This is a genomic window from Escherichia sp. TW09308, assembly GCF_000208565.1.
GTDB classification, from domain to species: Bacteria; Pseudomonadota; Gammaproteobacteria; order Enterobacterales; family Enterobacteriaceae; genus Escherichia; species Escherichia marmotae.
The window spans coordinates 712,032-727,372 of the sequence record NZ_AEME01000001.1; the positions used below are offsets into that span (position 1 = coordinate 712,032).

Annotated in this window: 10 protein-coding genes; 2 read left to right on the forward strand and 8 right to left on the reverse strand. The window is 52.5% G+C overall.

Annotated features, from left to right (window positions below):
* Positions 1–570 carry a flavin reductase family protein gene (locus tag ESM_RS0103585; protein WP_000085920.1) on the reverse strand — a complete coding sequence of 190 codons (570 nt, stop codon included), beginning with the start codon at positions 568–570 and terminating at the stop codon, positions 1–3.
* 174 nt (positions 571–744) lie between these two features.
* Between ESM_RS0103585 and nhoA the strand changes: the two genes are divergently transcribed.
* Complete coding sequence (gene nhoA, locus ESM_RS0103590) at positions 745–1,590, forward strand: N-hydroxyarylamine O-acetyltransferase (protein ID WP_000187926.1); 846 nt, start codon at positions 745–747, stop codon at positions 1,588–1,590.
* Between the two features lie 143 nt (positions 1,591–1,733).
* Here the strand turns inward: nhoA and ESM_RS0103595 are convergent, their stop codons facing one another.
* The 7 genes from ESM_RS0103595 to yddG form a co-directional block, all read right to left on the reverse strand.
* Entirely contained in the window at positions 1,734–2,627 is an 894-nt protein-coding gene (locus ESM_RS0103595; RefSeq protein ID WP_000804361.1) for a PhzF family isomerase, read from the reverse strand.
* 80 nt (positions 2,628–2,707) lie between these two features.
* Positions 2,708–3,388, reverse strand: coding sequence for a respiratory nitrate reductase subunit gamma (gene narI, locus ESM_RS0103600; RefSeq protein WP_000617140.1), 681 nt, complete (start codon positions 3,386–3,388; stop codon positions 2,708–2,710).
* A complete protein-coding gene (gene narW, locus ESM_RS0103605; RefSeq protein WP_001166382.1) occupies positions 3,385–4,080 on the reverse strand; it encodes a nitrate reductase molybdenum cofactor assembly chaperone in 696 nt (231 codons plus the stop codon). Before narW ends, narI begins: the two co-directional genes overlap by 4 nt.
* Entirely contained in the window at positions 4,080–5,624 is a 1,545-nt protein-coding gene (gene narH / locus ESM_RS0103610; RefSeq protein ID WP_000702537.1) for a nitrate reductase subunit beta, read from the reverse strand. The genes narW and narH overlap by 1 nt, the downstream gene beginning before the upstream one ends.
* Positions 5,621–9,361 carry a nitrate reductase Z subunit alpha gene (narZ, locus tag ESM_RS0103615; protein ID WP_000040482.1) on the reverse strand — a complete coding sequence of 1,247 codons (3,741 nt, stop codon included), beginning with the start codon at positions 9,359–9,361 and terminating at the stop codon, positions 5,621–5,623. Before narZ ends, narH begins: the two co-directional genes overlap by 4 nt.
* Before the next feature lie 143 nt (positions 9,362–9,504).
* Positions 9,505–10,893: a nitrate/nitrite transporter NarU gene (gene narU, locus ESM_RS0103620; protein ID WP_001207879.1), complete on the reverse strand. Its 1,389-nt coding sequence runs from the start codon at positions 10,891–10,893 to the stop codon at positions 9,505–9,507.
* A gap of 280 nt (positions 10,894–11,173) precedes the next feature.
* Positions 11,174–12,055 carry an aromatic amino acid efflux DMT transporter YddG gene (gene yddG, locus ESM_RS0103625; protein WP_000166096.1) on the reverse strand — a complete coding sequence of 294 codons (882 nt, stop codon included), beginning with the start codon at positions 12,053–12,055 and terminating at the stop codon, positions 11,174–11,176.
* Between the two features lie 231 nt (positions 12,056–12,286).
* On the opposite strand from yddG, the gene fdnG reads away from it, so the two are divergent.
* Entirely contained in the window at positions 12,287–15,334 is a 3,048-nt protein-coding gene (fdnG, locus tag ESM_RS0103635) for a formate dehydrogenase-N subunit alpha (RefSeq protein ID WP_077633351.1), read from the forward strand.
* The last annotated feature ends 7 nt before the right edge of the window (positions 15,335–15,341 follow it).

Genomic DNA, 15,341 nt, shown 5'->3' on the forward strand with positions numbered 1-15,341 from the left:
CTATCCTGCCGTGACGCGTTTACCGCTGGTAACGAAAGTGCCAGCGCCTAAATGGTGAAGGGTGTTGAGTTTATCATCATCAAATTGCCAGCGACCTTCGACAAATACCCGCGCGTCTGCCGCTGCCGACACAACTTCGCCAAATAGAGTATCGTATTTTTCTTGCGCAGAAGTCGCGGGCAGCAGGCGGCATTCCATCCACGCCAGACATTTCTCTTCGACCAACGGTAAACCCAGCACCGGACCTTTCACGACAGGAATGCCGTAACAGTTAAACTTATCTTCATCGCGCCCTGAAACGCTACCTACCGCCCAGGTCCAGTTAGTTGCCGCTACGCCGGGGATCACAATGCCAAACATGCCGCTACGTTCTATCAACTCCCGTGACCAGGTGGATTTATCCACCACAATTGCCACCCGCGGCGGCTCAAATTCTACAGGCATCGACCAGGCTGCGGCCATTACGTTTCGTAACTGGGACAGTTTATCGTGACTGGTAATCAAAATAGTCGGGCCGTGGTTTAACAGACGGCTGGCATGATGCAACTCGACGGGAATAAATCGGCTCACGGTATCGCCTCGCTATGAAGGGGGTTTTAAAAGCGTAGCTCGTAACGCAATAAGCAACGAAATTAACGGGATTGGCGATTTACGAACGTGATGGATGTCCACGAACGCACAAAATAGCCGGTGCTACGTCTAATCCAGGTTATAAGTTGATAAAACCACTTAGGGAAACGCCTGATGACGCCCATTCTGAATCACTATTTTGCCCGCATTAACTGGTCGGGAGCCGCTGCGGTCAACATCGACACGCTGCGCGCATTACACCTGAAACACAATTGCACCATTCCGTTTGAAAACCTCGACGTCTTGCTGCCGAGGGAAATGCAGTTGGATGATCAATCGCTGGAAGATAAGCTGGTCATCGCCCGTCGTGGTGGTTACTGCTTTGAGCAGAATGGCGTGTTTGAGCGGGTGTTACGCGAGTTAGGTTTCAACGTTCGTAGTCTGTTAGGACGCGTGGTGTTATCTAATCCACCATCGTTGCCGCCGCGCACGCACCGTTTGCTGTTGGTGGAGCTGGAAGATGAACGCTGGATTGCCGATGTCGGTTTTGGTGGGCAGACGTTAACCGCGCCGATTCGTTTAGTGCCTGACATCGTGCAAGCCACGCCGCACGGAGAGTATCGCCTGCGACAGGAAAATGACGACTGGATTTTGCAGTTTAATCATCATCAGCACTGGCAGTCGATGTACCGTTTTGATCTCTGTGAACAGCAGCAAAGCGATTATGTGATGGGCAACTTCTGGTCGGCGCACTGGCCGCAATCGCATTTTCGCCATCATTTGCTGATGTGCCGTCATTTGCCAGATGGCGGCAAGCTGACGTTGACCAATTTCCATTTTACCCGTTATGAAAATGGTCACGTAGCAGAGCAGCAGAATTTGCCAGATGTAGCGTCGTTATATGCCGTGATGCAGGAGCAGTTTGGTCTGGGCGTGGATGATGCAAAACATGGTTTCACTGAGGATGAGCTGGCGCAGGTGATGGCAGCATTTGATACGCATCCGGAGGCAGGTAAATAGTTTGTGTCAGAGTGCCGGATGCGGCGTAAACGTCTTATCCGGCCTACATTAGCCAACAGATTCAATAAATTATGATGCGGTTGTAGGCCTGATAAGCGAAGCACATCAGGCAATTTGTTTTTCTGCCATTTATGGCAACGGTTTTAAAGATCAATTGCCCACTCGGCATGAAATAAAATCACCGCCGTACCAGAAATAGTCACTTTCTCCGGCTGGTTATCGCGAATTGTCACCGTCACATCAATCACTCCATCACGACCCAATGCGCGCCCCTGATGGCCTTTAACACGCAATACATTGCCATCGTGGGGTAACACGTTGTGATGCACCAGCCATGCGCCCATCGGGCCGTTGGCATTGCCGGTAACCGGATCTTCCACAATGCCAATTGCAGGCGAGAACATGCGTCCATCGGTTTCATTTTTACCAGGGCGGATCTGGAAGGGGAAAAAACCATTACAGCCAATCTGTTTACTGATGGCAGTCAGCGCAGCAAGGTCTGGTGAAAGGGCATCGATATCCACTTCCGGCTTCAACGGGATCATCACTTTTGAGTGTCCGGTAGTCGCCACCTGGATCGGCAAACCGGGCAGAATGTCGTCTTCAGTGAGATGAAGCGCGTTGATAATCGCCGCACGTGTTTCACCTTCCAGCGGTGGCTCAAAGCCAGGGGAACCTTGTTCCAGCGAAATACGATAATCATCGTTATGTTTTTCGATAGTCACGCGGTGCTTTCCCGCCAGTGACGTTTGCCAGACGGTGCAATTCCCCAAACCTGATACCTTCGAACGCACATAGTGCGCCGCCACGGTCGCGTGACCGCAAATCGGCACTTCAACCGTTGGCGTAAAGTAGCGAATGCGCACATCGCTGTCGTCGCTGTGCAGCAGAAAAGCGGTTTCAGAATGGCCTAATTCGCGGGCGATAAGCTGCATTTGCGCTTCGCTGAGATCATCGGCAGGGAAAACAACACCGGCAGAATTGCCGCGAAACGGTTGAGAGGTAAAAGCATCGACGTGGTAAACCTGCGGTTTCATTAACGTTCTCCTGTGGCTGGAGAACTAGCATAGCCTGCAAGTGGCCGGAGAGCGAAGGGCTAATCCGGCCAACGTGAGAATCAACGCCGCGAGCGCACAATCTGATACCGACGGGTAAAGTACTCAAACGGCGCGCTCCAGACATGCACCAGTCGGGTGAACGGGAAGAGCAGGAAGATGGTCATCCCCAACACCAGATGCAGGCGAAAGATATAAGCTACACCATCAAGATGCGTCGATGCACCGCCCTGGAAAGTGACGATGCTTTGCGCCCAGCCCACCAGCTTCATCATTTCGCTGCCGTCCGGATGTTGTGCTGAAAAGGGAATGGTGGTTAACCCCAGAATGCACTGAATTAACAAAATGGCGAGGATCAGGATATCCGCACCAGAAGACGTCGCCCTGATACGCGGATTCGTTAAACGGCGTACCAGCAACCCCGCTCCGCCAATCAGTGTCAGCACACCGCAAATACCACCGAGGATCATCGCCATCTGCTGTTTTACCGCCACTGGCAGAAACCATGCGTACATCCAGTGTGGCGTTAGCATGCCAAACAAATGGCCGAAGAAGATCCCCAGAATGCCGATATGGAACAAGTTCGACCACAGCACCATTCCACGTTTATCCAACATCTGGCTGGAGGAGGCACGCCAGGTGTACTGTCCGTAATCGTAGCGCAGCCAGCTTCCGAGGATAAAAACCGTGCCACACAAGTACGGGTAGATATCGTAAAAAAAGACGTTCAGATACTGAATCATTTCCCACCTCCCGCACTGATGTCGACATACTGCGGTGCGACATCCTGGCTAAAGCGTCGCTGATATTGATTAAGCGGCGAGCTGTCACACGCCGTGGCGTTATCTTCAATAAACTTCACCTGTTCCTCTTCCCACACTGCATCCAGCGCCTGACGGGTGTCGTCGCGCTCCTCGCTGCGTATCTGTTTTGTGACACTGTCACTTGAAAGAGTACTTCCCGCCAGATGCAGCAGGGTGTCAAACAACGGATACCACGGTGCCTCGCGTTGTTTTAAGCGTCCGCCAAGCAGGGCGAGGATTGGCGCAACGTTGAGCAAACCTTCTTTAGCCTGGTCATCCGGCAGCACACTTAAATACTCCAGATACAGCGGCAGATAATCAGGCAGCTCGCGACAATTTAGTTGCAGGCCGACTTTTTCATACTCCGCCAGCAGATCTACCATTGCCTGACCGCGATCGCGGGACTCGGCATGAACATGTTCGAATAGCAGCAGCGAAGTGGTACGTCCACGGTCAAACACTTCACACCATTCAGCCTGTTTATCCAACAGCGGTGCATTGAGCAGGTCGCAGGTGAAATCGGTGAGCATCGGCGCGTTACGGCGAATCAGCGCCAGTGCGTCGTCTTTGTTCTCCCATAGCAGCTCGTCCGGATACTCCATCAACAAGCCGATCACTTTGAGGATTTGCATTATTCCCCCTCCGCTTTATTGCGTACTTCGGTAATGTCGATGGCATCGATCCGGCTACTGTTGAACAGGTTGAATTTGGTATCAGAGCCGTGGCAACCGTCGCCAAAGGTAAAGCCACAGCCGTTACGCTCTCCAAACGCATCACCCGCCATTTCCCGATGACTGGTTGGGATGACAAACCGATCTTCATAGTTGGCGATAGCGAGATAGCGATACATATCTTCGACCTGGGCGACGCTCAAACCCACTTCGTCAATTGCGCGGGTATCAGTTACGCCTTCTACGGTTTGCGAACGCATATAGTGCCGCATCGCCATCATCCGTTTCAGTGCCCGTAGTACAGGGCCGGTATCACCCGCACTTAACATATTGGCGAGGTATTGCACCGGAATACGCAGGCTTTCGATGGCCGGCAGCACGCCTTCGCTTTTGGGCAGTCCGCCCGCGTCGGCGTAAGACTGAATGGGTGACAGCGGTGGCACATACCAGACCATCGGCAGGGTGCGATATTCAGGGTGCAGCGGCAGCGCCAGTTTCCAGTCCATTGCCATTTTGTAAACCGGCGAACGCTGGGCGGCGTCAATCACGTTGTGTGGGATACCTTGCTTCAGGGCTTCTTCGATCACCGAGGGATCGTGCGGATCGAGGAACACTTCGCACTGGCGCTCATAGAGATCAACTTCACGTTCCGTGCTCGCCGCTTCTTCGATGCGGTCGGCGTCGTAGAGCAGCACACCAAGATATCGAATGCGACCTACGCAGGTCTCGGAGCAGACCGTTGGCTGTCCGGACTCAATTCGCGGATAACAGAAGATGCATTTTTCTGACTTGCCGCTTTTCCAGTTAAAGTAGATTTTTTTGTACGGACAACCGCTGATGCATAAGCGCCAGCCACGACATTTGTCCTGGTCGATCAGCACAATGCCGTCTTCTTCGCGTTTATAGATAGCGCCGCTGGGGCAGGTCGCCACACAGCTTGGGTTAAGGCAGTGTTCGCACAAGCGCGGCAAATACATCATGAAGGTATTTTCAAACTGACCGTACATCTCCTTTTGCATGGCGTCGAAGTTGCGGTCGCGGGCGCGTTTTTCGAACTCTCCGCCCAGCAGTTCTTCCCAGTTTGGCCCCCAGATCACTTTGTCCATCCGTTTGCCGTCGATCAGCGAACGTGGACGCGCAGTGGGAATGTGTTTACCTTCCGGCGCGCTATGCAAATGTTCATAGTCGAAGGTAAAAGGTTCGTAGTAGTCGTCGATCTGCGGTATCACCGGATTGGCAAAGATTTTGGTTATCACGCCCATTTTGCTGCCCAGCCGCGGGCGGATCTTGCCATTGACATCGCGAACCCAGCCGCCTTGCCACTCTTCCTGATCTTCCCAGTTTTTCGGGTAACCAATGCCCGGTTTGGTTTCGACGTTATTAAACCACGCGTACTCCATACCTTCGCGTCCAGTCCAGACGTTTTTACAGGTCACCGAACAGGTGTGACAGCCGATACATTTATCGAGGTTAAGCACCATGCCGACTTGCGAACGTATTTTCATTTTTTCGCCTCCTGTACCTGATCGCGACCTTCATCATCCAGCCAGTTCACGTTCTTCATCTTGCGGATCATGATGAACTCGTCGCGGTTCGAGCCGACGGTGCCGTAGTAGTTAAAGCCCCAGGCCAGTTGCGCGTAACCGCCAATCATATGCGTTGGTTTCGGACAAACGCGGGTGACCGAGTTGTGAATACCGCCGCGCATTCCGGTCACTTCCGAGCCGGGGATATTCATAATCCGTTCCTGAGCGTGATACATCATGGTCATGCCCGGCGGTACACGCTGGCTGACTACCGCGCGGGCAGTCAGCGCACCGTTGGCGTTAAAGACCTCCACCCAGTCGTTATCAACAATAGTCAGTTCACGGGCATCGGTTTCGCTGATCCAGACAATCGGTCCACCGCGTGAGAGCGTCAGCATCAACAGGTTTTCACTATAAGTGGAGTGAATGCCCCATTTCTGATGCGGTGTCAGGAAGTTAAGGGCTTTTTCCGGAAAGCCGTTTGGTGGGATCTGGCGCATTTCGCTAACGCTACGGGTGTCGATAGGTGGGCGATAAGCCACCAGACTTTCGCCAAAGGCACGCATCCACGGGTGATCCTGATAGAGCTGCTGACGGCCAGACAACGTGCGCCACGGAATTAACTCGTGAACGTTGGTGTATCCCGCATTGTAGGAGACGTGATCGCTTTCCAGGCCAGACCAGGTCGGGCTGGAGATGATTTTACGCGGCTGCGCCTGAATATCGCGGAAGCGAATCTTTTCATCTTCTTTATGCCGCGCCAGATGAGTATGTTCGCGTCCGGTGATCTCACCCAGCGCCTGCCAGGCTTTTACCGCAACATGGCCGTTGGTTTCCGGTGCCAGCGCCAGAATCACTTCCGATGCATCAATGGCGGTATCAATCAGCGGACGCCCCTGAGCCGGGCCATCGCGTTTGGTGTAATTGAGTTTGCCGAGGAAATCGATTTCATCCTGGGTATTCCACGAAATCCCTTTACCGCCGTTGCCAAGTTTATCCATCAGTGGCCCGAGCGAGGTAAAGCGTTCATAGGTAGCAGGGTAGTCGCGTTCCACCGCTACAATATTCGGCGCGGTTTTACCCGGAATCAGATCGCATTCGCCTTTGCGCCAGTCGAGCACTTCACACGGCTGGGAGAGCTCTGCCGGAGAGTCGTGTAACAACGGTTGCAGCACAACATCCGTTTCTTTGCCGAGATGTCCCACGCACACTTGCGAAAAGGCTTTGGCGATACCTTTGTAGATTTCCCAGTCGCTGCGTGATTCCCAGGCCGGATCGACCGCCGCAGAAAGTGGATGAATAAACGGATGCATATCCGAGGTATTCATATCGTCTTTCTCATACCACGTGGCGGTAGGCAGGACGATATCGGAAAACAGGCAGGTGCTGGACATACGGAAATCGAGCGTTACCAGCAGGTCGAGCTTTCCCTCTATCGCGGCGGTTTGCCACTCTACTTCTTCCGGTTGAATTCCCTCCGTCGGCCCAAGTTCTTGCCCCTGAATGCCACTTTCCGTACCCAGCAGATATTTCTGCATATACTCGTGACCCTTGCCGGAGGAGCCAAGCAGGTTAGAGCGCCAGACAAACAGGTTACGCGGATGATTGCTGCCGTTGTCCGGCTGTTCGCAGGCCATGCGTAACTCGCCTGACTTCAACGCCTGAGCGGTAAATTCGGTGGGTGATAATCCGGCCTTATCGGCTTCGGCTTTCAGCCCGAGCGGGTTACGCCCCAGTTGCGGCGCGGAAGGTAGCCAACCCATGCGCTCAGCGCGAACGTTGAAATCAATCAGATGACCGCTGTATTTATTGGCATCGGCCAGCGGTGAGAGCAGTTCCTGGGCGGTGACTTTTTCATAGCGCCATTGGCTGGAGTGATTGTAGAAAAACGAAGTGCTGTTCATCTGGCGCGGTGGCCGGTTCCAGTCCAGCGCAAATGCCAGCGGCAGCCAGCCGGTTTGCGGGCGCAGTTTTTCCTGACCAACGTAATGCGCCCAGCCGCCGCCGCTTTGCCCGACACAACCGCAGAAAATCAACATATTGATCATCCCACGGTAGTTCATATCCATGTGATACCAGTGGTTGACGCCAGCACCGAGGATAATCATCGAGCGCCCGTGGGTTTTATGGGCGGTATCGGCAAATTCACGGGCGATGGTTTCAATATACTGGCGCGGTACACCGGTAATTTGCTCACCCCAGGCCGGGGTGTAGGCTTTGATTTCATCGTAATCTTTCGCGCTGTTTTCGTCCTCCAGCCCGCGATCGAGGCCGTAGTTTGCCAGCACCAGATCATAAACGCTGACGACCGGACAGGTGTTGCCATCGGCTAATGTCAGGTTTTTAACAGGTAACTGACGCACCAGGACGGGTTCGTGTTTTACGCTGCGAAAATGCGGATTTTCAATGCCGCCAAAGTAGGGGAAAGCCACGCCAGCGACAGCGTCGTGTTGGCCGAGCAGGGTTAATAACAAATCGGTTTCTGCACCTGCGGCAATGGATTCCAGATTCCATTTGCCTTTTTCGCCCCAGCGAAAGCCAATCGAACCGTTGGGCACGACCAGTTCACCTGCGGTATTAAATGCCACAGTTTTCCACTGCGGGTTATTGCTTTCACCCAGTCCATCCACCAGATCGGACGCGCGAATCATTCGTCCGGGAACGTAGCTGCCATCGTCACGCGGTTCCAGCATCACCAGCATCGGCATATCGCTGTAGCGGCGGCAGTAGTTGATAAAGTAATCGCTGGGATTATCGAGGTGAAACTCTTTTAAAATCACATGCCCCATCGCCATCGCCAGCGCGCTATCGGTGCCTTGCTTCGGAGCCAGCCACTGGTCGCACAGTTTCGCCACCTCCGAGTAGTCAGGAGTAATGGCGATAGTTTTGGTGCCTTTGTAGCGTACTTCAGTAAAGAAGTGGGCGTCTGGCGTGCGTGTCTGCGGTACGTTAGACCCCCAGGCGATGATATAGCTGGAGTTATACCAGTCGGCAGATTCAGGGACGTCGGTTTGCTCGCCCCAGGTCATCGGTGAGGCGGGTGGCAGGTCGCAATACCAGTCATAGAAACTTAAGCAGGTGCCGCCGAGTAGTGACAGATAGCGTGTTCCTGCGGCGTAAGAGACCATCGACATTGCCGGAATCGGAGAGAATCCGGCAACGCGATCCGGCCCGTAAGTTTTGATAGTCCAGACGTTAGCAGCGGCAATCAGTTGATTCAGCTCCTGCCAGTTGGAGCGGATAAACCCGCCGCGTCCGCGCACCTGTTTGTAGCTTAAGCACTTTTGCGGGTCATGCATAATCGATTCCCACGCCAGCACCGGATCGCTGTGCTGTTTAAGTGCTTCGCGCCACAATTCGATTAACCGCTTACGAATTAGTGGGTATTTCAGGCGGTTGGCGCTGTAGAGATACCATGAGTAGCTTGCGCCGCGTGGGCAGCCGCGGGGTTCATGATTGGGCAGGTCAGGGCGGGTACGCGGGTAGTCGGTCTGCTGGATTTCCCACGTTACCAGGCCGTTTTTGACATAGATTTTCCAGCTACAGGAGCCAGTACAGTTAACGCCGTGGGTGGAGCGCACGATTTTGTCGAATTGCCAACGTTGTCGATAGCTGTCCTCCCAGTCGCGGTTGCTATGCATCACCTGTCCGTGGCCATCGGCAAAGGTTTCGCCCTTTTGTTTGAAGTAGCGAAAGCGATCCAAAAGTTTACTCATGACATGACTCCTGCTCCAGGAATGATTTGGGATCTGATGCCTTGTCGGATGCGGCGTAAACGTCTTATCCGACTCCGACCTACGGGTGCGACACGGTTGTAGGACTGATAAGACGCGTCAGCGTCGCATCAGGCATCGATCTCTTATTTTTGGCTAAACTGCCGCCGACCATAGACCAGCCAGGTCAGCAGCACACAGATGATGTAAAAGATTAAAAACACTTTCATCGCGCCAACCGGCGAGCCGGTCATATTCAGCGACATGCCAAACGCCTGTGGAATAAAAAAGCCGCCAACTGCACCAATTGCCGAGATAAAGCCAAGTGCGGCGGCGGTTTCGGTGATTGCTTCTCGCTGTGCTTCTTCATCGCTACCGCCTTTCATCTTCACCCGATAAATGGTTATCTGGCGGAAGATGACGGCAATCATCTGGAAAGTAGAGCCACTTCCCAGACCCGCCGTCAGGAACAACCCCATAAATACGGCGTAAAACGCAATGAAATTACCTGAACCCGTGCCGGGTAACGTCAGAAACAGCAACGCACTGAACAGAGCCATAAAAATAAAGTTGATAAGCGTAACGCGAACGCCGCCGAACTTATCGGAGATAGCGCCGCCAACCGATCGCGCAATGGCACCGATAAACGGGCCAAAAAACGCCAGTTGCAGAATATTCACATCCGGGAACTGCGTTTTTGCCAGCATGGCAAAACCCGCGGAAAAGCCGATGAACGAGCCAAAAGTGGCGAGGTAGAGCAGACTCAACAGCCAGAGATGCAGGCGTTGTAACACAGGTAACTGGTCGGCAATTGATGCACGTGAACTGGCAATATCATTCATCCCTGACCAGGCAGCAATGGTGGCAATGACCAACAATGGCACCCAAATCCAGGCAGCATTAGCCAGTGACATCACAGAGCCATCGGCCTGCGGTACGCCATTAACACCAAGAAAGGCAAATACCGGAACAAAAATCACCAGCGGCGCAACCAGTTGCATCACGCTGACGCCTAAATTACCCAGTCCGCCATTAATGCCAAGTGCGCTACCTTGTTTGGCTTTCGGGAAGAAAAAACTGATATTTCCCATACTTGAAGCAAAGTTTGCGCCCGCAAAACCGCACAGCAGAGCAATTACAATAAATACACCGAAGGGAGTGGCTGTATTTTGCACGGCAAAACCGAGCCAGATGCAGGGAATAATCAGGATAGCGGTACTAAAAACGGTCCAGCGACGTCCACCAAATATTGGCACCATAAAGGAGTAGGGAACACGTAATAATGCGCCCGAAACGGAGGGTAATGCGGTTAATAAAAAAAGTTGATCGGTAGTAAAATTAAAGCCGATTTTGTTGAGATTAACGGCGACAGCGCTAAATAACATCCAGACACAGAACGCAAGAAGTAAACAACTGACTGATATCCAGAGATTTCTTCGTGCTATATGCTTTCCTTTATTTTCCCAGAATGCCGGATTTTCTGGCTTCCAGTCGCGCAAAAGATAACGATTGTTTTTCTCATTTTGCAGTGCCATATTCTTCCTCGCATGCACACATTGTTAATGAAAAAAAGAAAAGACAGGACGTTGGGCGCAACCGCCCGTTTTTAGAATTAAGGATGAATAGAGTGAAGTGCTGAATGAAAGAATAGATAAGAAAGCACAGCCGCGCGGTGAGAAAGCGGATTATCTGAAGGCTTATGTGTTACTGAATGTAACAAAAATATATCATTTCCTTCACTAATTTTTAAATCCGCATATCCCTGAACGTGTTTTGTTGCTGTATGAAGCGTTGGCCTCATCTTGTCATCTTTATTTATCGGTGACGTGTCGCCAGCCAGCAGAGCAGAGAACCGCCACAGACCATCAGTGCGCCTTGCCAGAATGAGAGCGACAGCGGTGCGCTGAGCAGCACGGCAGCAAGCGCTGACGAAAGTACGGGGGTAAAATAAGACCCTACTGCCATAATAGTGACATTGCCATGTAAAATACCGACATTCCAGGCGGCATAAGCAAATCCTAAAGTAAAAGCCGCAGAAATGAGTTTGACGATGACAGGGGTGCTAAAAACCATCTCTGGTTGTGGCGACAGAAAATAGTAAACCCATAGGCTTGCACCCGTCAGAAGAACGAAAACGGTAATGCCGTTAAATCCACGGGCATATTTATTGGTTACCGTGCAATAAGCCGCCCAGATAAAGGCACCAATAAACGCCAGAAAATAACTTAATGGGCTGGTAGTGATATTATTGATTATTTCATTATATTTCAGGCCATTCTCACCGCCCAGCACCCAACAAACACCCATCAACGCGAAAAGCAATCCTGGAATAATCAGCCAATTTGTTTTTTGTCCGTTAAAAAGAATGGCAAAAAGAATCGTCAGGCTGGGCCATAGATAGTTCACCATACCGACTTCAATGGCCTGATGGCGGGTGGCCGCGTATCCCAAAGAAAGCGCGAGGCAAATTTCATAGCTGACAAACAATACGCTGCCAGCAAGTAAATAGCCTTTCGGGATCTGCCGAAGACGTGGGAATCCAACAGTGAATATTAATAGTAGTCCGCTTAATGAATAGATCGCCGCCGCTCCTCCTACCGGACCGAGCCCCTCACTGACCCCACGAATCAACCCAACCATCGTGCTCCACAAGATGATCGCAATCAGGCCAATGAGTGTTGCTTTTTGTTTTGTCATATTTGCTCTTTTTTCTCTCTTGCCATTAAAAATCGCGCTGAAATTTATAGCATTTTTTTAACCTGCCTGTCAGGACGTGGTGACTTTTTCTACCGCTATTGAGGTAGGTCAATTTGTAAAGGCGAACTATTTTGTGGCAAACAGGCGTTCTTTTTGATTTGGCGCAAAAAGATTCGGAATTTTACTGTTAGTTTCCTCGCGCAGTTACACCCGTGTAAAAAGAGGAAAGCAATGGACGTCAGTCGCAGACAATTTTTTAAAATCTGCGCGGGCGGTATGGCTGGAACAACAGTAGCAGCATTGGGCTTTGCCCCGAAGCAAGCACTGGCTCAGGCGCGAAACTATAAATTATTACGCGCAAAAGAGATCCGTAACACCTGCACATACTGTTCCGTAGGTTGCGGGCTATTGATGTATAGCCTGGGTGATGGAGCTAAAAACGCCAGAGAAGCGATTTATCACATTGAGGGTGATCCGGATCATCCGGTAAGCCGCGGTGCGCTGTGCCCGAAAGGGGCCGGTTTGCTGGACTACGTGAACAGTGAAAACCGTCTGCGTTACCCGGAATATCGCGCTCCAGGTTCAGATAAATGGCAGCGTATTAGCTGGGATGAAGCATTTTCCCGTATTGCGAAGCTGATGAAAGCTGACCGTGATGCCAACTTTATTGAGAAGAACGAGCAGGGCGTAACGGTTAACCGTTGGCTTTCTACCGGTATGCTGTGTGCTTCCGGTGCCAGCAACGAAACCGGGATGCTGACCCAAAAATTTGCTCGCTCCCTCGGGATGCTGGCGGTAGACAACCAGGCACGCGTCTGACACGGACCAACGGTAGCAAGTCTTGCTCCAACATTTGGTCGCGGTGCGATGACCAACCACTGGGTGGATATCAAAAACGCTAACGTCGTGATGGTGATGGGCGGTAACGCTGCTGAAGCGCATCCCGTCGGTTTCCGCTGGGCGATGGAAGCGAAAAACAACAACGATGCAACCTTGATCGTTGTCGATCCCCGTTTTACGCGTACCGCTTCTGTCGCGGATATCTACGCGCCTATTCGTTCCGGTACGGACATTACGTTCCTGTCTGGCGTTTTGCGCTACCTGATCGAAAACAACAAAATCAACGCTGAATACGTTAAGCATTACACCAACGCCAGCCTGCTGGTGCGTGATGATTTTGCTTTCGAAGACGGCCTGTTCAGCGGCTATGACGCTGAAAAACGCCAGTACGATAAGTCGTCCTGGAACTATCAGTTCGATGAAAATGGCTATGCGAAACGCGATGATACGCTGACTCATCCGCGCTGCGTGTGGAACCTGCTGAAAGAGCACGTTTCCCGCTACACGCCGGATGTTGTAGAAAACATCTGTGGTACGCCAAAAGCCGACTTCCTGAAAGTGTGTGAAGTGCTGGCCTCCACCAGCGCGCCGGATCGCACAACCACCTTCCTGTACGCCCTGGGCTGGACGCAGCACACTGTCGGTGCGCAGAACATTCGTACTATGGCGATGATCCAGTTGCTGCTCGGCAACATGGGTATGGCTGGTGGTGGCGTGAACGCGCTGCGCGGCCACTCCAACATTCAGGGTCTGACCGACTTAGGTCTGCTCTCTACCAGCTTACCGGGTTATCTGACGCTGCCGTCAGAAAAACAGGTTGATCTGCAGTCGTATCTGGAAGCGAATACGCCGAAAGCGACGCTGGCTGATCAGGTGAACTACTGGAGCAATTATCCGAAGTTCTTCGTTAGCCTGATGAAATCTTTCTACGGCGATGCCGCACAGAAAGAAAACAACTGGGGTTACGACTGGCTGCCGAAGTGGGATCAGACCTACGACGTCATCAAGTATTTCAACATGATGGACGAAGGCAAGGTCAGCGGTTATTTCTGCCAGGGCTTTAACCCGGTTGCGTCCTTCCCGGACAAAAACAAAGTAGTTAGCTGCCTGAGTAAGCTGAAATACATGGTGGTTATCGATCCGCTGGTGACTGAAACCTCCACCTTCTGGCAGAACCACGGCGAGTCGAACGATGTCGATCCGGCGTCTATCCAGACCGAGGTATTCCGTCTGCCTTCGACCTGCTTTGCTGAAGAAGATGGCTCTATCGCCAACTCCGGTCGCTGGTTGCAGTGGCACTGGAAAGGTCAGGACGCTCCGGGCGAAGCGCGTAACGACGGTGAAATTCTGGCGGGTATCTACCACCATCTGCGCGAGCTGTATAAAGCCGAAGGTGGTAAAGGCGTAGAACCGCTGATGAAGATGAGCTGGAACTACAAGCAGCCGCACGAGCCGCAATCTGACGAAGTGGCAAAAGAGAACAACGGCTATGCGCTGGAAGATCTCTATGATGCCAATGGCGTGCTGATTGCGAAGAAAGGTCAGTTGCTGAGTAGCTTTGCGCATCTGCGTGATGACGGTACGACTGCATCTTCTTGCTGGATCTACACCGGTAGCTGGACCGAGCAGGGCAACCAGATGGCCAACCGCGATAACTCCGACCCGTCAGGTCTGGGGAATACGCTGGGATGGGCATGGGCGTGGCCGCTCAACCGTCGCGTGCTGTACAACCGTGCTTCAGCGGATATCAACGGTAAACCGTGGGATCCGAAACGGATGCTGATCCAGTGGAACGGCAGCAAGTGGACGGGCAATGATATTCCGGACTTCGGCAATGCCGCACCGGGTACGCCAACCGGGCCGTTTATCATGCAGCCGGAAGGGATGGGACGCTTGTTTGCCATCAACAAAATGGCAGAAGGTCCATTCCCGGAACACTACGAGCCGATTGAAACGCCGCTGGGTACGAACCCGCTGCATCCAAACGTGGTGTCTAACCCGGTCGTGCGTCTGTATGAACAAGATGCGCTGCGGATGGGTAAAAAAGAGCAGTTCCCTTACGTGGGTACGACCTACCGTCTGACCGAGCACTTCCACACCTGGACCAAGCACGCATTGCTCAACGCAATCGCCCAGCCGGAACAGTTTGTGGAAATCAGCGAAACGCTGGCGGCGGCGAAAGGCATTGCCAATGGCGATCGTGTCACTGTCTCCAGTAAGCGTGGCTTTATCCGCGCGGTGGCCGTGGTAACGCGCCGTCTGAAGCCGCTGAACGTTAACGGTCAACAGGTAGAAACGGTGGGTATTCCAATCCACTGGGGCTTTGAGGGTGTCGCGCGTAAAGGCTATATCGCTAACACTCTGACGCCGAATGTCGGTGATGCAAACTCGCAAACGCCGGAATATAAAGCGTTCTTAGTCAACATCGAGAAGGCGTAAGGGGGCG